This window comes from Algoriphagus resistens (assembly GCF_001442615.1).
Classification (GTDB): domain Bacteria; phylum Bacteroidota; class Bacteroidia; order Cytophagales; family Cyclobacteriaceae; genus Algoriphagus; species Algoriphagus resistens.
In genome coordinates, this window is sequence record NZ_LMXN01000007.1 from 169,241 (window position 1) to 188,492 (window position 19,252).

The 19,252-nt window shown below is 42.7% G+C and carries 15 protein-coding genes; 13 read left to right on the top strand and 2 right to left on the bottom strand.

The genetic code is table 11. From position 1 onward, the window contains the following. Positions 1 to 37: 37 nt before the first annotated feature. On the bottom strand, positions 38 to 1,240 hold the full coding sequence (locus AS141_RS14295) for a proline dehydrogenase family protein (RefSeq protein WP_057938346.1): 1,203 nt from the start codon (positions 1,238 to 1,240) through the stop codon (positions 38 to 40). A 557-nt stretch (positions 1,241 to 1,797) separates the two neighbouring features. Between AS141_RS14295 and AS141_RS14300 the strand changes: the two genes are divergently transcribed. The 10 genes from AS141_RS14300 (at position 1,798) to AS141_RS14345 (ending at position 13,674) form a co-directional block, all read left to right on the top strand. Further along, complete coding sequence (locus AS141_RS14300) at positions 1,798 to 2,895, top strand: chorismate mutase (RefSeq protein WP_057938347.1); 1,098 nt, start codon at positions 1,798 to 1,800, stop codon at positions 2,893 to 2,895. Positions 2,896 to 2,979: 84 nt separating this feature from the next. Beyond that, entirely contained in the window at positions 2,980 to 4,023 is a 1,044-nt protein-coding gene (gene aroB, locus AS141_RS14305) for a 3-dehydroquinate synthase (protein ID WP_057938348.1), read from the top strand. Positions 4,024 to 4,050: 27 nt separating this feature from the next. After that, positions 4,051 to 5,277 carry a 3-phosphoshikimate 1-carboxyvinyltransferase gene (locus AS141_RS14310; RefSeq protein ID WP_057938349.1) on the top strand — a complete coding sequence of 409 codons (1,227 nt, stop codon included), beginning with the start codon at positions 4,051 to 4,053 and terminating at the stop codon, positions 5,275 to 5,277. 1 nt (position 5,278) lies between these two features. Beyond that, positions 5,279 to 6,103, top strand: coding sequence for a prephenate dehydratase (locus tag AS141_RS14315; protein ID WP_057938350.1), 825 nt, complete (start codon positions 5,279 to 5,281; stop codon positions 6,101 to 6,103). Next, the gene (locus AS141_RS14320) at positions 6,103 to 7,248 is read left to right on the top strand and encodes a pyridoxal phosphate-dependent aminotransferase (RefSeq protein WP_057938351.1); all 1,146 of its coding nucleotides are present in this window, start codon (positions 6,103 to 6,105) and stop codon (positions 7,246 to 7,248) included. The genes AS141_RS14315 and AS141_RS14320 overlap by 1 nt, the downstream gene beginning before the upstream one ends. Positions 7,249 to 7,254: 6 nt before the next feature. After that, a complete protein-coding gene (locus AS141_RS14325; RefSeq protein ID WP_057938352.1) occupies positions 7,255 to 8,103 on the top strand; it encodes a prephenate dehydrogenase in 849 nt (282 codons plus the stop codon). Between the two features lie 248 nt (positions 8,104 to 8,351). Next, positions 8,352 to 9,323: a Kelch repeat-containing protein gene (locus AS141_RS14330; protein WP_057938353.1), complete on the top strand. Its 972-nt coding sequence runs from the start codon at positions 8,352 to 8,354 to the stop codon at positions 9,321 to 9,323. 188 nt (positions 9,324 to 9,511) lie between these two features. Then, positions 9,512 to 10,213, top strand: a complete 702-nt coding sequence (locus AS141_RS14335) for an SIMPL domain-containing protein (RefSeq protein WP_082632299.1) — start codon at positions 9,512 to 9,514, stop codon at positions 10,211 to 10,213. 46 nt (positions 10,214 to 10,259) lie between these two features. Continuing rightward, positions 10,260 to 10,835, top strand: a complete 576-nt coding sequence (locus AS141_RS14340; protein ID WP_057938355.1) for an O-methyltransferase — start codon at positions 10,260 to 10,262, stop codon at positions 10,833 to 10,835. Positions 10,836 to 11,145: 310 nt separating this feature from the next. Continuing rightward, complete coding sequence (locus tag AS141_RS14345; protein ID WP_057938356.1) at positions 11,146 to 13,674, top strand: phosphocholine-specific phospholipase C; 2,529 nt, start codon at positions 11,146 to 11,148, stop codon at positions 13,672 to 13,674. Between the two features lie 479 nt (positions 13,675 to 14,153). Here AS141_RS14345 and AS141_RS14350 read toward each other — a convergent pair whose 3' ends face one another. Continuing rightward, a complete protein-coding gene (locus tag AS141_RS14350; protein WP_057938437.1) occupies positions 14,154 to 16,328 on the bottom strand; it encodes a B12-binding domain-containing radical SAM protein in 2,175 nt (724 codons plus the stop codon). Between the two features lie 214 nt (positions 16,329 to 16,542). Between AS141_RS14350 and AS141_RS26600 the strand changes: the two genes are divergently transcribed. The 3 genes from AS141_RS26600 (at position 16,543) to AS141_RS14360 (ending at position 19,132) form a co-directional block, all read left to right on the top strand. After that, on the top strand, positions 16,543 to 16,734 hold the full coding sequence (locus AS141_RS26600; protein WP_157243481.1) for a hypothetical protein: 192 nt from the start codon (positions 16,543 to 16,545) through the stop codon (positions 16,732 to 16,734). Positions 16,735 to 16,744: 10 nt separating this feature from the next. Then, the gene (locus AS141_RS14355) at positions 16,745 to 17,635 is read left to right on the top strand and encodes a dienelactone hydrolase family protein (RefSeq protein WP_057938357.1); all 891 of its coding nucleotides are present in this window, start codon (positions 16,745 to 16,747) and stop codon (positions 17,633 to 17,635) included. Positions 17,636 to 17,803: 168 nt separating this feature from the next. Continuing rightward, complete coding sequence (locus AS141_RS14360; protein WP_057938358.1) at positions 17,804 to 19,132, top strand: polysaccharide deacetylase family protein; 1,329 nt, start codon at positions 17,804 to 17,806, stop codon at positions 19,130 to 19,132. Positions 19,133 to 19,252 lie beyond the last annotated feature (120 nt).

Here is a 19,252-nt window from a genome sequence, read left to right on the forward strand (position 1 = left end):
ACAACCTTCCTATCTCACACCTTTTACTACTTACAGTTCAAACTGAGACTGATAACTGCCTACTCTTCTTCCGTCTCTCCATCTCTCTTTTAATCAACTCAAACTCCCGGCTGCTCTGTCCCGCAATACTGGAGTTCTCAGCAGCTCTCCGAGTTAGATAAGGCATCACTTTTTCCACCGGGCCATAAGGCACGTATTTCAACACCCGATAACCGGCATTGGCCAAATTGAAAGAAATATTATCACTCATTCCATACAACTGTCCAAAGAAAACCTGATCTGATCCGGGATCAATCCCAAATTTATCCATCAGTTCCACGACTAGCAAATTGCTGTTCTCATTATGTGAACCACTCATGAGGTAAATCTGCTTATGATTTATGAGACAATATTCCACACCTGCATTATAATCTCTGTCCGTAGCAGCTTTGTCCGGCTGAATCGGGCTTGTATAACCAAACTCCTCTGCCCGCTCCCGCTCCTTTTCCATATATGCTCCACGAACTAACTTTGCGCCTAATTTAAACCCAAGTTGCTCTGCCAGCATCTTCGCTTCCTTCAATCTACCCAACATATCCGCCCGGTACATCTGATAGGTATTGTAAACCACACATTTCTCTTTGTTGTACTTTTCCATCGCCTCGTAGGCCAAGGTATCGACTACATCCTGAAACCAGGACTCTTCTGCATCGATTAAAATTTTCAGATCAAGATCATGGGCAGTTTTACATAGCAAATCGACTCTGGCCTTGCACCGCTGGAAAGCTTCTTCATCAGCTTTGGTAAGGTTTTCCTTCTCTTGGATTTTGGTAAGAATATGATAATCTCCTAAGCCGGTGACTTTCACCACACCAAAAGGCAGGTAATCCGTTTTGGCAGATTCTATCAATGTCTGACGGATTTCCTGAGTTGTTTTTTCAAAACTCTCTTCGTCACCTTTGCCTTCCACCGAATAGTCCAGGCAGGATTCTACTCCATATTCAGCAAGTATTTTGCAATCCTCCACACTCTCCGCAATGGTCTCACCACCGCAGAAATGGCCAAACATAGTTTGCTTCATGATCCACTTGATCGGAAGGTGAAGTTTCAGTGCAAAATGTGTCAAAGCAATACCTAGATCCGAAACCGTCTTGTTGTTCAGCAAAGCAAAGACCAGATACATTCTCTTCAGCTCTGCATCTGACTTAGATGCAAAAGCTACTCTTAGATTCTCAAAAGAAATATTGGGTTGGGCGGGCATAATCCTCAAATAAGGCTGCAAAGATATCAAAAAAACTGCTTTTGGATAGGTATCCTTCGGATAATTGAAGTTGACTTACTTGTTATTATTCACCTCTTTACAGTCTAGAATAAGCAAAAAGGCTGCGTGGTATTGTATAGCTAGATAGTTTTTGAAAAATAAAAAGTACTACCGAGGGTGTGGAGAACATTCATAATCAGAAGGTTTGACGAATTTTTTTTTGTGAAATAATTATAAAAAATTCAAATCAAAATCGGAATATAATTTTGCAAAGCCTTAATTTTCATAAGGAAATTGTAGAAATTGTAAAGATTTAGGCTAGGTATTAGGAGAATGTTAATTTTGGAGAAGAAAATTTATTTTGTTTTTAAAAATCACCCTGTTACATTTGGCACATGTTAAACACAGCAGCGACATATTTTAGCTTCTTTTACTTTTACTTTCGAAGACAAAATCGAATCGGAGTTGTGTATTGCCTAGCCTAAACTAAAAAGAACATATAACACATAAAGCCCGATTCGAAAGAGTCGGGCTTTTTTCATTTAAAGCTCAGTAGTATGAAAGAACACAAACAAATCAAAGACTGGGGCCTAGGACTAACAGGCCCAACCATCATCGCAGGTCCCTGCTCAGCAGAGACTCCAGAGCAAATCGAGCAGATTTGTATTGAGATGAAAGAAAATAATGTAATTCCGTCTATGTTCCGGGCAGGTATCTGGAAGCCGAGAACAAGACCTGGAAGCTTCGAAGGGATCGGTGAAGAAGGATTAAAGTGGATGGAGATAGTCCGTCATCATCTAAACATCCCTATCACTGTAGAAGTGGGAAATGCTGCTCACGCGGAAATCGCCCTTAGAAATAAGGTAGACGTGGTTTGGGTAGGTGCAAGAACCACAGTAAATCCTTTCGCTGTACAAGAAATAGCAGATGCATTGAAAGGATCAGATATTCCTGTAATGGTGAAAAACCCAATGAATCCGGATCTTGACCTTTGGATGGGAGCTCTGGAAAGATTCCACGCAGTAGGCCTTACTAAATTGGCAGCAATTCATAGAGGATTCTCTGATGCTTATGATAAGCGATACAGAAACAAACCGAACTGGTCAATGCCTATGCATTTAAAGCGTGTATGGACTGGAATGGAAGTGATCAATGACCCTTCTCACATCGTTGGGAAAAGAGATGGCATCCTGGAGATATCCCAAAAAGCGATGAACTTCGGTTTGGATGGCTTGATGATAGAGACCCACCACGACCCGGACAAAGCTTGGTCTGATGCGAAGCAGCAGGTAACTCCAGCCCGTCTCAAAGAGATTTTGGATGCTATTGACTTCAAAAAACCTTTAGAGTCCGAGCAGCCAAGCGAGCGTCTCAATGACTTGAGAAGAGCTGTGGATCACTTGGATGATCAGTTGTTGGACATCCTTCAGGAAAGATTCGCTGTGATCGACCAGATCGGCGCGCACAAAAGAGAGCATCACTTATCTGTATTTCAGTCTGATCGCTGGAAAGAAGTAATGGAAGGACGTACCGCAAAGGGAGTGCAGAAAAACCTTAGCGAGAAATTTATGAGAGAGTTGCTTTATTGCATTCACGAAGAATCTGTAAAACGTCAGGAAAAGCAACTTAGAGAAGCTGATCCTGTAAAAAAGTAAATTCGTCATCACTGAGCTAATTCAAGTCTGAGGGGGTAAGGTTCTCCCCTCAGTCTAACTTTAAATCAGCAAACTCTAGTCTTCGTGAACTCAATTATATTTTCTGAAAATGCATCTGTTGATTTGACCGCTGTCCTCAGCGAGATCAAATTTTCCAGTCTTTTTGTTTTGACAGATGAAAATACCAAAGCACATTGCCTGCCTTTGGTAGAGGAAATTTTCTCATCCAACAGTACTTTTTTCACCATAGAACCAGGGGAAAAGAGCAAAACCATAGCCACCTGCATGCAAATCTGGGCAGCGATGACCAAAGCCCAACTGGACCGAAAAGCACTTTTCCTGAATATTGGTGGAGGCGTCTTGGGAGATATGGGCGGTTTTTGTGCAAGTATTTATAAAAGGGGAATCCGGTTTATCAATATGCCCACCACGCTCCTTTCCCAAGTGGACGCAAGTGTAGGCGGAAAACTGGGAGTAGATTTTGAAGGGCTGAAAAATCACCTCGGTGTATTCAATGAACCCGAGACAGTAATTGTAGCTTCAGAATTCCTGAAAACTTTACCTGAAAATGAAATCCGATCTGGATATGCTGAGATTATAAAGCACGGACTGATCCGGGACAAAAACTATTTCGAAAGCCTGGATTTTGATCACTGGGAAAAATCCTACTGGGCTCCGCTGATTCACCACTCTGTGGAAATCAAAAAATCCGTAGTCAAAGAAGATCCAAAAGAAGCCGGTCTGCGCAAGATCCTGAACTTCGGGCATACCATCGGCCATGCCTTTGAAACTTACTTTCTGGACGGCCCAAGACATTTATTACATGGAGAGGCTATCGCTGTCGGCATGATTTGCGAAGCCTGGCTTTCCCACAAGAAATTAGACCTTTCTATGGCTGAACTGAAGAAGATTCAGGAAGCTTTTCTGAAAGTTTATGGTAAAATCGAAATCCAGGAAAGCGACTTGGCCCCCGTATTGGATTTTTGCCTACAAGACAAAAAGAATGAAGGCAAAGAGCTGATGTTTTCGCTACTGAGTTCCATTGGCAACTGTACCTATAATATTCCTGTCACACGGGAAGAAATCCGGGAGGCCATTCACTATTACCAAAACCTATCTTATTCCTAATATCCAAGTCCCTTGAAAACCGAAACCATGGAAGTTATTCATCTGGCTCAAAAATCAGATTTTTTGGCTACACATATTCCTCTCCCCTCTTCCAAAAGCGAATCCAACCGTGTCCTCATTATTGATGCGCTGACTGAAGGGAAAAACAAACTCAGCAACTTGGCCGAGGCGCGTGATACGCAGACCATGATCAGTTTGCTTAAGAAAAACCCGCCGGTGTATGATGTTTTGGACGCAGGGACAACGATGCGGTTTTTGACTGCTTATGCAGCGATCACCAATCAAAATAAAGTAATGACAGGAACGCCCCGTATGTGCGAGCGTCCGATCGGGATTTTAGTAGATGCGCTAAGAACTGTGGGTGCTGAAATTCATTATTTGGGTGTGGAAGGCTATCCTCCGATGGCGATCCACGGACTTCCTGAACAAAAAAGCGATAAGATAAAAATTAGGGGAGACGTTTCCAGTCAGTACATTTCCGCGATGCTGATGATTTCACCTTTGCTGCCTCAGGGATTGGAAATTGAGCTGGAAGGCAAAGTCGGTTCCAGATCTTACATAGAAATGACATTGGACTCCATGTCTCAATTTGGAATCAACTACACATGGAATGAAAATAAAATAACTGTTCCTCATCAAACCTATCAGTCAACTACTTTTGCGGTAGAAAGTGATTGGTCCGGAGCGGGATACTGGTTCAGCCTATTGGCCTGTGCTGATTCAGGTGAACTTTTTCTGTCAGGGCTGAAAGAAAACAGTCTCCAGGGAGATTCGGCGGTCGTAGAAATCATGGGGCATCTAGGTGTAAAAAGTACTTTTCAAGACGGCGGAGTTTTGTTGCAAAAGCAATCAGTAAAAGGTTTGAAAGATTGGGACTTCACGCATTGCCCTGACTTGGCTCAGACGATCGCTGTAACCTGCGCCATTCTTGGCCAAAACGCAACTTTTACAGGATTGGAAAGCCTGAAAATAAAGGAAACTGATAGAATCCATGCATTACAGCAGGAGCTTGCAAAATTCAATGCGGACTTAAGGGAAATCGAACCTGAAGTATATCAGGTAATTCCATCCGTGACTATGCCAGCGGAAGTAAAGATCCATACCTATGAAGATCACAGAATGGCGATGGCTTTTATGCCTTTGATTACCAAAACACGGGTAAGTATAGAAGATCCATCCGTAGTGAATAAATCTTATCCAAGTTTTTGGAAGCATTGCCAGCTTGCGGGAATTTCTATCGTAAGTCAATCCTAATATGAGCAAGCATAAAATAGCCATTCAAGGCGTTCCCGGCTCTTTTCATCATCAAGTAGCCCTTCGCACCTTCGGTGAAGACATAGAAATTCTTGATTTCACCACCTTTGAACCCGTTGCCCGATCAGTCGCTAATGGTGAAGCTGACTATGCCGTAATGGCAATCGAAAATTCCATTGCAGGTGCGATTTTGCCAAATTATGATTTGATAGATCGCTATGGATTGAGCATTCGGGATGAATATTACCTTCCTATCGGGCATCAACTCATGGCTCTTCCAGGACAGACTATCGATGACATCAAGGAAGTCCGTTCCCACCCTATGGCATTGTTGCAATGCAAGGCTTTTTTTGGGCTGCATCCCCATATCCAACTCAAAGAAGATACAGACACAGCCTCAGTGGCACGTGATATTGCAGACGGAAACTGGAAAGGTGTGGCAGCTATTGCATCGAGTATTGCAGCTGATATCTATGGAATGGAGATCATCGCGCCGGATATTCAGACGGTGAAAAGTAATTTTACCCGCTTTATAATCCTTCAAAAAGAAGTTGTCAAGCCAGCTAATCCAGCTAATAAGGCATCTATTAAAGTAACTATCCAAAACCAAAAAGGTGGCTTGGCAAAATTGCTTACATTGATTTCCGAGAACGGAATAGATCTGAGCAAAATCCAGTCGATTCCTGTAATGGAGAAGCCATGGGAATATGCATTTTTTATTGACTTAGTTTTTGAAGATCATGACATTTTCTCACAGACAATTGAGGAAATTCGAACTAGTTTTGGTGAAGTGAAAATTTTTGGAGAATACATAAGTAGAAAATAATGAAAGGCTTTGCAGATCGAGTAAGCAGTGTAGAAGAATACTATTTTTCCGCCAAGCTCCGTGAGGTAAATCAGATGATAGCGGAAGGAAAACCAGTCATAAATCTCGGTATTGGAAGTCCGGACATGGCGCCGGATAAGCTGGTGACTCAGGCGCTGAAAAACACGGCTGATAATCAACAGGCGCATGGCTATCAGAGCTATCAGGGAATTCCTGAATTGAGAGCATCCATTGCTAATTTCTACGCTAGAGAATATGGTGTGAGCCTTGATCCAAATAGGGAGATCTTGCCAATGATGGGTTCCAAGGAAGGAATTATGCATCTGAGCATGACTTTCTTAAATCCTGGAGACGAAGTTTTGGTTCCAAATCCCGGTTATCCAACCTATACATCTGTCACCAATTTGCTCGGTGCCAAGCCCATTTATTACGGGATAGATTTGGCTAAATCCGGAAGACCAAACTTGGAAGAATTGGAGAACCAGGATCTCACTAAGGTGAAACTCATGTGGCTCAACTACCCGCATATGCCCACAGGCGCACCGGGAAGCAGAGCTATTTTGCAAGAACTGATAGCTTTCGCCAAAAAGCATGAGATCGTATTACTTCATGACAACCCGTACAGTCATATATTGACGAAGGAGCCAATTAGCATTTTGTCAATTCCCGGAGCTAAGGATGTAGCGATGGAGTTGAACTCTTTAAGTAAGGCGTTCAACATGCCGGGCTGGAGAGTGGGAATGTTGGTAGGACGTGAGGATTGGCTGGCGAAAGTGCTGAAAGTGAAAAGCAATATGGATTCTGGGATGTTTTTGGGAATTCAAAAAGGGGCAATTGCAGCACTGAATCTGGGAGAAGGTTGGTTTTCGGATATTGAAAGCACGTACCAAAGTCGCAGAAAACTGGTTTGGAAGCTGGCAGACAAACTCAACTTGACTTACGACACCAAAGCCGCCGGGCTATTTGTCTGGTGTAAAGTACCGGATGAAAAGACTGCCGATCAGGTGGTAGACGAGCTACTATACGAAAGAAATATATTTATCACTCCCGGTAAGATCTTTGGTTCGGAAGGGGAAAGCTATGTACGTTTTTCCCTTTGTATGCCTGAGTTTAAGATTCTAGAAGCAATCAATCGCATTAAATAATTAGTAATGAAGAAATTACACATTGTAGGACTTGGACTTCTTGGAGGTTCATTTGCTTTGGCAGCAAAGGATAAATTCCCTGAGATTATAATCACAGGTTCGGACGCAGACGAAAAGAATGTTCAGGACGCACTAAATCTAGGGATCATCCAGGAAACTAAAGACATTCCTGACACTGACACCGATATTGTCATTCTGGCTACTCCAGCTGATTCTTTGGGTGACTTACTTTTGAAAACGCTTGATCAAATTGGGGAGCACACCTTGGTTTTTGATGTGGGATCTACCAAAGCCAGACTTTGTGCTATCGTAGCAGATCATCCCAAAAGAAAGCAATATCTGGCAGCTCACCCCATCGCGGGAACAGAGTATTCAGGGCCGAAAGCTGCATTGAGAAACTTGCTGGACCGTAAAGTTTTGATCATCTGCGAACTGGAAAAAACTGAATTACAACTCAAGGAAAAGGCTTACGAACTTTTTGATGCGCTAAACCTTAAGCTGAGATTTATGGATCCTGAGGAGCATGACCGCCATTTGGCCTTTGTGTCACACCTTTCCCATATTTCCTCTTTCATGCTTGGCAAAACCGTGTTGCAGAAAATGGAGGATGAGAAAAATATTCTAGACATGGCCGGCTCAGGATTTGCTTCTACTGTACGCTTGGCCAAATCAAGTCCGGCAATGTGGGCTCCGATTTTAACTGAGAACAAAGATAATATCCTTTCTGCTTTGGATGGTTATATATCCAATTTGATAGCTTTCAGGGAAAAAATTGCTGCAAATGATGGGGCTGGACTGTCCGATGAAATGGCAGAAATCAATAAGATCAAAGATATCCTGGATTTGGGAAAATAAGTTGATTTTGGAAATCGGGATATAACTAAACGCAATTTGTAGGAATGCAAATAGCGTTTTTTAATGATAGTTTAGCCATAGAAAACAGAGAGGATTTTACAACCATCACTATGTTAAACGGCAAACTCCATATATTCTTGATTCTACCTAGTAACATAAAAAACCTGAGTAACGTAATCAAGAATTCGCATTAACTTTTAAGATTAAAATTCCGTAATTTCATTCTCAATAAACCTAACTCCAAACCCATGAAACACCTTTTTATTGTTGTCTTTTCCTTCTTAACTTTTATAGGTTTCTCTCAATCCAAGGAGCACTGGACTACTGTTGAAACAGCCAATCACCCTCTTCCTCGGCATGAAAATTCATTTGTTGAATGTGATGGGAAGTTTTACCTGCTTGGAGGAAGAGGTATAAAGCCTATCGAAGAATATGATCCAAAGACCAAAACATGGAATACTTTAGCGATGCCGCCGATGGAATTCCATCATTTTCAAGCCATCTCATTCAAAAATGAAATCTATGTGATCGGAGCCTTGACTGGGGGATATCCACATGAAACACCGTTGACACATTTTTTGATTTTCAACCCAAAGACAAATACCTGGCGCGAAGGTGCAGAAATCCCAGAAGATAGACGCAGAGGTTCAGCAGGAGTCTTGACCAGAGGCGACAAGATCTATATGGTGTGCGGAATCGTCGATGGGCACTACGCAGACTTTGTGCCTTGGTTTGATGAATATGATACTAAAACGGGTGAGTGGAAAATCCTGCCCGACGCACCTAGACCACGGGATCACTTCGGAGCTGTATTGGTTGATGACAAAGTTTACGCTGCGGGAGGGAGAACTTCCCATGCTGAAATTGGGAAAGTATTGGATCTGGTGATCTCGGAAGTGGACTTCTTTGACTTTAAAACAAACACTTGGAATACAGTGGAAGCAGGTTTGCCGACTCCAAGAGGTGGAACTTCTTCCATCGGAAAAGGACCTTATTTGCTTGTCATGAACGGAGAAAGCACAGTGCAGGAGGCTTCGCATGCTGAAGTGGAGATTCTCGACACAAGAAATGGCAAATGGTCGAAACTGCCAGATCTAAATCAAGGTAGACACGGCACAGGAGTCATTTACTACAAAGGCAAACTTTACGTAGCAGCAGGCAGTGCAAAAAGAGGTGGCGGGCCGGAGCTGAATGACATGGAAGTGCTGGATTGGAAGTAACGATTTCAGGTTTCTGATAGTTGATTTCGGATTTTCTTGCCCAATGAAGTAATTGATGGGATATATTGGGACCGTATTGGAAATACCAAGCAATCTTCATTTCCTTAATTTCTCTTAACTGAATCGTTCTTCTCCAAAACTGGCTTCGATTTTGAATATTTATCTGCAGAACTAAACCAAACACGCACATGAAAAATTATTTAACTATTGTATTTACCTTATTATTAGCCGTTCCCGTTTTTTCTCAGGACAATATGACCGTTCCATTGATTGAAGTGGAGGGATTTAGCGAGCGGAAGATAGCTCCCGATGAAGCCAATTTTCAGATTAACTTGGAAGAAAAAGCAATGAAAGTCTCCGATGCCGTCGCAGTTTTAAACAAAAAAACGCAGAAGCTTGCAGATGCCTTGAAGAAAGCCAAAATCAAGGATTATAAATTAATTGCTGACAATTACTCTGTAGATGTCAATCGGGTTTATAGAAGTGGAGAGTCCCGTGACTCAGGATATGTTGCACGACAAACATTACAGGTGATCACAAATAGTAAAAATGAGGATTTGCAAAAAATCGTAGAGTCCATTCAGGGGGCAGGAGACATGAGTTTCAATTTGCATTTCCAGATTTCAGAAGCCACGCAAAAATCACTTGAGGACGAACTGCTTGCCGAAGCTTTGAAAAATGCAGAGAGCCGAGCCTTGTTGATTGCAAAGACTTTAAATATTAAATCAATCCACGTTCATAGAGTTTCTTTAGAAACACAGCCTATAGTTCGTCCCTATGCAAAAATGGAAATGATGCGTTCCAGTGCTGATGCAGCGGCAGCACCTCCAATGATAAATCCAGACGATCAAAGTTTGGAAAAAAGAGTTTTTGTAAAGTACACCTACTAACTTAAGGCCGTGAAAACGGCCTTTTTCCTATTTACTGAAAATCTAAATGAATCCAGCTGAGAGTGTTCCTGGTAACTACAAAAAACTGTTGGAGAAATGTCTGGAAATCGGATTTACAATGCCCGCCGACTTAGGTGTAGGCTCTCTTTTGAAAACGTTGGTTGCCGGTAAACCTAATGGAAATTTCCTTGAATTAGGAACGGGAATTGGCCTTTCCCTTTCTTGGATGGTAGATGGAATGGATGATGGCGGGACAATTACTTCCATTGACAATGATCCCAAGCTTACCGAAATAGTAAATTCTTTTTTTACACTTGATCCCCGTGTGAATATCCTTTGCCAGGATGGTGCAACCTGGCTCAAAAATAATTCGAAAAACAAATTTGATCTGATTTTTGCAGATACCTGGCCTGGCAAATACAGTGAATTAGGGGAAGTTCTAGCTTTGCTTAAAGTTGGCGGGATGTATATCATCGATGACATGGATCCTCAGCCAAATTGGCCAGAGGGTCACGCAGAAAAAGCTCTTGCATTAGTAGAAAAGCTGGAGAACCTGAAGGACTTCACCTTTACGAGGATGAACTGGTCTACGGGGATTATACTCATGACAAAAACCCGGTAATCAATGAAGATTTTTACTTGTTTCTTCCTTATCCTCTTATAAAAATTCTGAAGGAATGTATTCCGTACTGATATGATTATTCCTAAAAGGCGTCTGGAAAATAGGATGTGTGCATTTGGTATTTTGTCAAAACCACTGTCTTCTATTGCATTTTGAGAAAACACAATTATCTCCTCATGCCACAAGAAATCTCAACGCTCTGAAAGCGTTTCACTTGGGTATTTGATGCAAAACCATAACAAAAAGGAAATCCCAGAAAAGCTTCCAATATCCCAAAAAGTCCCTATACTTAATCCATAAAACTGAGTATATGAGCGATTCAAGGAGAGAATTTTTAAAGAAAGCAGCTTTGGTTACCGGCGGAGCAAGTATCTGGAGTTCCATGCCAATGGCAGTACAGCGCGCCATGGCTATCCCAGCTGCTCAGGGAACGACTTTTTATCATGCAGAGCACGTGATCATGCTGATGCAGGAAAACAGATCTTTCGATCATTGCTTCGGCACCATGAGAGGTGTACGTGGATTCAACGATCCGCGGGCAATCTCTCTTCCTGATAATAACCCGGTTTGGCTTCAGCCAGACAAAAACGGAAATCGCTTTGCCCCTTTTCGCTTTGACATCAAAGACACCAAGGCCACCTGGATGAGTGGAACGCCACATTCTTGGGAAAATCAAGTGGATGCCAGAAGCGATGGCAAGTACAATAATTGGATAGAGGCTAAACGACCGGGAAAAGAATATTACAATCTTCCGCTGACCATGGGCTTTTATAACCGCGAGGATTTACCTTTTTACTATGCGTTGGCAGATGCTTTCACGGTGTGTGACCAGCACTTTTGTGCAGCACTCACAGGTACCACTACAAACAGAAGCTATTTCTGGACAGGCAAAACCCATGGAGCAGACGGAGAAAAACCCAAAGTCAGAAATGGAGAATTGACGTATACAAAAGAAGGGAATTGGAGAACTTTCCCAGAGCTGCTGGAGGAAAACGATATCTCCTGGAAAGTCTATCAGAATGAAATCAGTATCACGACAGAATTGGAAGGTGAGGCTGAAGCGCTTTTGGCAAACTTCACCGACAACAACCTGGAGTGGTTTTCTCAGTTTGGGGTGCGTTTTCATCCCGAGCATTATCTTTTTCTCCAAAAAAGACAAAAAGAACTGCCTTCCGAAATCGCGGCATTAAAAGTGACTATCGCCAGCAATCCTACCAATCTAGAGGAATTGCAAAAGGAACTGAAGGAAAAGGAAGATAGCCTGGCTTACATGGAAGTTTACTTGGAAAAATGGAATGCCGAAGAGTTCGAAAAACTCTCTGATAATTCTAAAAACCTTCATAAAAAGGCTTTCCAAACTAATACCGGTGATCCGGATTATCACCAAACTGAAAAGCTCAGCTATCAGGAAAATGGCGAGGATCGGGAGACCCTGATTCCCAAGGGAGATATTCTTTACCAATTCCGAAAGGATGTAAAGGAAGGGACTTTGCCTACTGTCACCTGGCTGGTCGCTCCCCAGAAATTCTCTGACCATCCCAGTGCTCCTTGGTATGGTGCATGGTATGCTTCGGAAGTGATGAATATACTGACTGAAGATCCTGAAATATGGAAGAAAACGATATTTATCATCAATTACGATGAGAATGATGGCTATTTCGATCACATCCCCCCTTTCGTGCCACCACATCCCCAAGAACTAAATGGTAAACTATCAGATGGACTTTCCAGTGTAGGAGAATTTGTAACCGCCGAAGAGGAATTGAAAGCAGGCTTCAAACCTGAAGAGACAAGAACAAGTCCGGTAGGATTAGGATATAGAGTTCCTTTAATCATCGCCTCTCCATGGTCAAGGGGTGGATGGGTGAATTCAGAAGTCTGTGACATCACTTCTACGATACAGTTTTTGGAAAAATTTCTTTCAAAAAAGACGGGGAAAAGCATCAAAGAAACAAATATCAGCTCATGGAGAAGAACTGTAAGCGGTGATCTGACCTCAGCATTCAGACCATACAATGGTGAGAAAATCAAACATGCGAAACCTGTAAACCAGGAAAAACTTATAAAGCAGATCTACAACGCAAAATTCAAAAATATACCCACCAATTTCATAAAACTATCCGAAGCAGAAGCCAAAAGAGAAGCACAAAATCCAGGTAGCTCTTCGGTCTTTCCTAAGCAAGAAACCGGAACCAAGCCTTCTAATGGACTGAAATATGACCTGCATGCAGATGGAAAACTCAGTCCCGATGGCAAGAAGTTTATCATCACCTTCACTTCCTCACAAGAAATTTTCGGAAAGGATGCATTGGGCTCAGGGTTCAATGTGTATGCTCCCGGAAACTACCTTAATCCAAAAACAAAAGCTTTTGAACCGGTGAAAACCTGGGCGTTTGCAGTGAAGTCAGGTGATAGTATTTCCTATGAATGGCCTATTGAAGAATTCGAAAATGGAATACCTCATCTACGGGTATATGGGCCAAACGGGTTCTACAGGGAATTTAAAGGCTATTCTCCTAATACTGCAATTCAAATACATGTGAAACCAATTTTTAAAAACAACAATGTAAAGGACGAGTTAGTGCTGGTAATCAAAAACACCTCCACAACTGAGCAAATCTTTTTAGTCAATGACGAGGTATATCTAAAATTAAAAGAGAGCTTTAAACTTCCTACCGGAGCAGAAAAAACCCTGCAAATGAACACTAAGAAATCCCGGGGCTGGTATGAAATCAACCTCTCTGCCAAGGAAAGTCCAGATCTAAAAATCACTTACGCCGGAAGACTGGAAACTGGTAAAGACAGCATATCAGATCCACAGATGGGAGGTGTAGTGTAGCTAAGTAAATTAGCTACACTGTCCCAAAAGGAAAAAAATCAGAACGAAAACGAGGATAGTTCCTAGACATCCTCCGCCTAGTTTGTAGGCTCCGTAGCCAGCGATTAATCCTTTGAAAAGGTTGTTCATGTTTGGAAAATTTAAGTTTTAACTTATTGCTATGGCTTCAATTCACAAGTTGTGCCATAGCAATTATCATTTTGGAAACACATTGGCAAACCCAAAAAACCGAGCTTTTAGAAAGATTATTGGATTTTTCTAAGCAACCTTTGAGTAAGAAAATCCCGATTTGAGACAAGAACGATTTCCCAATCTGGGGAAAAGTTAACGTTTATTTGATCTTGTTATGTTTATCAAATGCATTCAAAAGATAAATACTTAGGGATTTGCTCAACGCTTATATGCCACTTCCATCACCCTATTAGGTCTTCTAGTAAGGAAATAGGGCTAATTGCATTTTTGCGGATAATCAAATCTTTTTAAAACACCAATAACCCATGCTCTCTCAGGATTTCCCACACCTCCGATTCCAGTAATTCATCAAAATCTCCAATTGCCAATTCATAACTTTCACAGATCGGTTTGAGAGTTTGAAGGTTTTGCCCATAGCCTACCCTATGAAGCATTTCAACTACCCACTGACCTAATTCAATTGGAAGCTCCATAGCAAAGTCTTCTTTTTTGCCTGAGAAAATTAACTCACAAATCCCATCTTCCTCGAAGACCTTCAACTCAGGCTGAGCACCAATCCACAAAACTCTGTTTCTATCCTTATACTCTGGAATAGGCTCATTTCTGATTTCATTTGCGATGAAATTCTTCGCTACCGTAGTCTTTGGGACTTTGGTATCAAACCAATCCTGCAGAGGCACATCAAAGCAGACTCCATGCATGTAGTTGAAAAGTGATTTGCGCAGCCCTTCACCGAATAGCTCATGATCAGCTCCTGTAGGATCATCATGAGGCAGATCATTGTTGGCAAAAGAACCTGCAGTAGGCATGAGATTGACTGCTCCGAAAGCTTTTGGATCTAATCCCACGGGGCTGTGCGCAGTCATTGCAAATCGATGCCAGAAACCCGATTGGATCACTCCTGCCTGGATCAACTGCCTGACCATTTCCAGGGAATCTATTGTCTCTTGGGCCGTTTGAGTAGGAAAACCATACATCAGATAGGCATGAACCATGATTCCTGCCTGGGTGAAATGATTCGTCACCTGGGCCACCTGGGAGACAGTCACTCCTTTTTTGATCAATTCTAAAAGCCGATCAGAAGCCACTTCCAAGCCTCCAGAAACGGCAATACACCCCGATGCACGGAAAAGTCGGCAAAGGTCTGCTGTGAAACTGCTTTCAAAGCGGATATTCGTCCACCAGACTACAGAAAGTCCACGGCGGAGAATCTCTATAGCCAAGTCCCGCATCAAAGCCGGTGGTGCCGCCTCATCCACAAAGTGAAAACCATTTTCACCCGTCTGCGAAATAATCTCTTCGATGCGGTCACAAAGAATAGACGCGGTAATCGGCTCATATCTCCCGATGTAATCCAGAGAAATGTCACAGAAAGTGCATTTCCCCCAGTAGCAGCCATGTGCCAGTGTCATTTTATTCCAGCGGCCATCCGACCAAAGTCTGTGCATGGGGTTCGCTACTTCTATCACAGAAAGGTAATCCCGGATCAGCAGATCACTGTAATCTGGAGTGCCCACTTCTCGCTGAGGGACATCTTTGGCAGGATTGCTATTGCAAAAAACAACCTTACCATCCACTCGAGTAAATGCTCTTTTCAATTCTGAAACAGGTATTTTTCCATCCAGATGATCTAGCAAAATCCTGATTGGGGCTTCTCCATCATCTAGGACTATAAAGTCAATGTAATCAAAAACACGAGGCTCCTTAAGTGAGCGCAATTCGGTATTGGGGTAGCCTCCCCCCATCCAAAGCACCAGTTCAGGATGATGCTTTTTCAGGTAATAACCGCACTTGAAAGCGCCATATAGGTTTCCGGGAAAAGGCACGGAAAAAGCCACCGAAGTAGGCTGAAACTTCTGGATTTTTTGCTCCAGCAAGGCATAGAGTAACTCATCGATTAAACCCGATTCCTGATTAAGTGCCTCATGCATTTCATCAAAAGAATTGGCAGACATGCCCAAGCGCTCGGCGTATCGGCTAAAACCAAAGTGAGGATCGATCTGCTCAGTGATCAAGTCCCCGATATCTTCCAGATAAAGCGTGGCGAAATACCGGGCTTTGTCCCGGATTCCCAGTGTCCCAAATGCCCACTCCAGATCATCCAATTGCTCAAAGCGGCTTGCTTCTGGCAAATAATCCCCTTCTGCAATACGGTATGCAAGTGTGGGATTTCTGTCCTGAAGAAAAGCAATCACCGGATCAATTGTCTGCAGGTAATTTGCTTTCAATCGCACAATCCTGGCAGCATTCTCCGACAGATCAGATTCATTTATCTGGATTTCCTGGAAGATTTTGTTCAACCCCTCTTTAGAAAAAAGCTTCAAAATCACCTCAATTCCCAAATCCACCTGATTGGAAGCCACCCTGATCTGATTGAGGTATCCTTTCAGGTAAGCCGTGGCAGGATATGGCGTATTCAGCTGGGTAAACGGCGGGGTGATAAAGAGAACTTTCGAAGCCAAGATGTAGGGGAAGTGATTTGCAGGTGCAAGTTCGGAAGAATAGTTAAGTTTTAAGTGATTATCCACTTATCTACGGTTAAACTAATCCAATCAAAAGATAATTTATCGTTCAATATGGTGACATGAAATCGAGCATGTCGAAAACGACACACACCGGGATGATTAATCATCATGCGAGATTCCATGTGGCCCTTAAAAGACAAATTGTAATCATATGAATTCAATAAATTTCGGACGGGATCCGAAGGAGCCTAACTATTCATCCCCCTATACCTCGGCTTTATTGACGGCTACGAATAGTTTCAATCCTTCGGATTTTCCTTACGAACCTCTCAGCGTAAATATAAATTACACGAGCGAATTCATTTACTTCTTGCAAATCAGTAAATTACAGCAAACCCTATAAAACCATAACCATGAAGGAATTAAAAAAAGAAGACATCAATCAGGAGGTTTTTGACCTCTATGATGCATACGCACACAACAAACTCGAGCGCCGGGATTTTATAGAAAAGCTATCAGCCTACGCCGTGGGCGGGATTACCGTAGCAGCGCTTATGAGTGCCATGATGCCAAACTACCGGGACACACGCACAATAGCGACGGGAGATTCCCGCTTGGCATCCGAATACATCACCTATGATTCACCTAAGGGCGGCGGCAAGATCAAAGGACTGCTCTCCATCCCTCAGGGAACTACCGGCAAAGTACCGGGAGTAGTGGTTGTCCACGAAAATCGTGGTCTTAATCCCTACATCGAGGACGTAGGAAGAAGAACTGCCGTAGATGGATTTATCTCTTTGGCACCTGATGCCCTGACTCCTCTTGGCGGCTATCCCGGAAATGACGATGAAGGACGAGCAATGCAAAGCAAAAGAGACCGAAACGAAATGCTGGAGGACTTTATCGCAGCTTATGAATACCTGAAAAACCATCCTAACTGCACGGGAGAAGTGGGTGTGGTTGGCTTCTGCTTCGGTGGATGGATAGCCAATATGATGGCAGTACGGATTCCAGACCTCGGCGCGGCAGTTCCTTATTATGGAGGTCAGCCTACAACCGAGGAAGCAGCCCAGATCAAAGCACCACTGATGCTGCAATACGCAGGTTTGGATGAGCGGGTAAATGCCGGCTGGCCAGCCTACGAGGAAGTACTGAAGGAAAACGGAGTAGAATATCAGGCATTTATCTATCCAGATACCAATCATGGTTTCCACAACAATACCACGCCCCGCTACGATGAGGCTGCTGCTGCTTTATCCTGGGAAAGGACAATAGGTTTTTTCAAAGCACATCTGCAAGGATAGATAACTGAAAAACAGAATATTTAACCAATAATTTTGTCAAGTTGAGCGGAGTAAAAATATGGCTGTATTGAGCTTAAATAGCTTTCGCCTTCGTTCAGCCTAAGGCCAAATAGCTTTCTAAGACGGACTCTTTTTATGCTCTAACCAATTCTAAATTTTCTTAACTAAATGAAATCGATCCCCATTTCTACTGCATTTCTGATCTTACTATTTTTCTCATTTTCTTGTGCTGATCGAAAAAAGGACTGGTCGCAGAAAACTGAAATCACCAAGTGGCCCAATGATAAAAATGGCGCGGTTTCCATCACTTATGACGATGGTATCATAAACCAATTCACTATCGCAAAACCAATAATGGACAGCCTTGGGCTTCCTGGAACTTTTTTCATCATCACTGGAAAAGTAGAAGGATCAGCAAAAGGAAAATTCATAGGTAGGGATCAAAATACCATTATTGCTGAAACGGCTACTCTCAAAACTGATTCTACCAACTTCTTTGAGAGAGCATCCTTGATTGCTTTCACAGGAAATACAGAAGCCGAGGAGTACCACGCGAATGTCGGGTCACTTTACGAAGCTGGCAAAGTGCAAGAAGCCTATCAACTCCTAGATGAAGGCTATGAGAAAATAAGAAATGGCCGCATGAGAGACACTGATGACGTTGTTTTTCACAATAATCCGGTAGACTCCACTACCTGGGAGCAATATAAGTCATATGCTAAGCAAGGGCATGAAATTTCCTCCCACACTGTCACCCACCCAAGACTTGCTGTACTTGATGATGCGAACATGCTGTTTGAGTTGGAACAAAGCAAAGCCGACTTAGCGAGGTTTATGGGAGAGGCAGCCACATTTTCTGCCGAAGGCCCGTATGGAACAGAGAATGAAAGAGTTATGGAATATGCGCACAAAATTTATCCGGCACTAAGAAACAGGATGCCCGAAGACTGGCTAGACGAAATAAACCGAGGCAGTAAATCTCTTCCCGGTAACTCTACCAATGAATATGTTCAATGGCAAAGAGGTGCACTAAGCACAACGGGAATTGATCAGATGAAAGCCTGGACGGATACGGTGATAGCACATGATAACATCTGGCTGGTGTTGGTCATCCATGGCGTTGAAGATTATGGATGGGAACCCTTGAAGAGGGAGGAGTTAACCCAATATTTTGCGGATCTCAAAGGGAATGAGGATTCTCTATGGATTGCGACATTTGGGGATGTGACCAAATACATTCGGGAAAGAAAAGCTGCTAAAATCAGATCCACACTTGAGGGAAATAAAATTAGCATCACACTAAACTCAGATTTGGATTCTAAGGTTTATAACGTTCCGTTGACTTTCAAAACTTATCTGCCAGATGACTGGAACGGGGCGAACTTGATAAAAAAGGAGGGGAATAATTTATTGGAAGTCATGTCAGATAGTGGCGGGAAATATGTGTTCTGCTCTATTCCTATATCCGAAGGGAAGATTCAACTTGCTAAGGTCTAGTTTGAAACTTACGAGTGGTCTGTGACACAGACCACTCTAATAAATTCACTTAAACAGGATTTTCATCTCTCAATTCCTCTCCTCGGCGTACAAATTGCTATCTTAAAGGTCAACAACTTT

What these genes read in the sequence shown, in the direction of transcription:
- AS141_RS14360 (WP_057938358.1), top strand. Translation starts at nt 17,804, where the DNA reads ATGAAATCGATCCCCATTTCTACTGCATTTCTGATCTTACTATTTTTC.
- AS141_RS14315 (WP_057938350.1), top strand. Translation starts at nt 5,279, where the DNA reads ATGAGCAAGCATAAAATAGCCATTCAAGGCGTTCCCGGCTCTTTTCAT.
- AS141_RS14320 (WP_057938351.1), top strand. Translation starts at nt 6,103, where the DNA reads ATGAAAGGCTTTGCAGATCGAGTAAGCAGTGTAGAAGAATACTATTTT.
- AS141_RS14330 (WP_057938353.1), top strand. Translation starts at nt 8,352, where the DNA reads ATGAAACACCTTTTTATTGTTGTCTTTTCCTTCTTAACTTTTATAGGT.
- AS141_RS26600 (WP_157243481.1), top strand. Translation starts at nt 16,543, where the DNA reads ATGAATTCAATAAATTTCGGACGGGATCCGAAGGAGCCTAACTATTCA.
- AS141_RS14355 (WP_057938357.1), top strand. Translation starts at nt 16,745, where the DNA reads ATGAAGGAATTAAAAAAAGAAGACATCAATCAGGAGGTTTTTGACCTC.
- AS141_RS14295 (WP_057938346.1), bottom strand. Translation starts at nt 1,240, where the DNA reads ATGCCCGCCCAACCCAATATTTCTTTTGAGAATCTAAGAGTAGCTTTT.
- AS141_RS14310 (WP_057938349.1), top strand. Translation starts at nt 4,051, where the DNA reads ATGGAAGTTATTCATCTGGCTCAAAAATCAGATTTTTTGGCTACACAT.
- AS141_RS14325 (WP_057938352.1), top strand. Translation starts at nt 7,255, where the DNA reads ATGAAGAAATTACACATTGTAGGACTTGGACTTCTTGGAGGTTCATTT.
- AS141_RS14300 (WP_057938347.1), top strand. Translation starts at nt 1,798, where the DNA reads ATGAAAGAACACAAACAAATCAAAGACTGGGGCCTAGGACTAACAGGC.
- AS141_RS14345 (WP_057938356.1), top strand. Translation starts at nt 11,146, where the DNA reads ATGAGCGATTCAAGGAGAGAATTTTTAAAGAAAGCAGCTTTGGTTACC.
- AS141_RS14340 (WP_057938355.1), top strand. Translation starts at nt 10,260, where the DNA reads ATGAATCCAGCTGAGAGTGTTCCTGGTAACTACAAAAAACTGTTGGAG.
- AS141_RS14335 (WP_082632299.1), top strand. Translation starts at nt 9,512, where the DNA reads ATGAAAAATTATTTAACTATTGTATTTACCTTATTATTAGCCGTTCCC.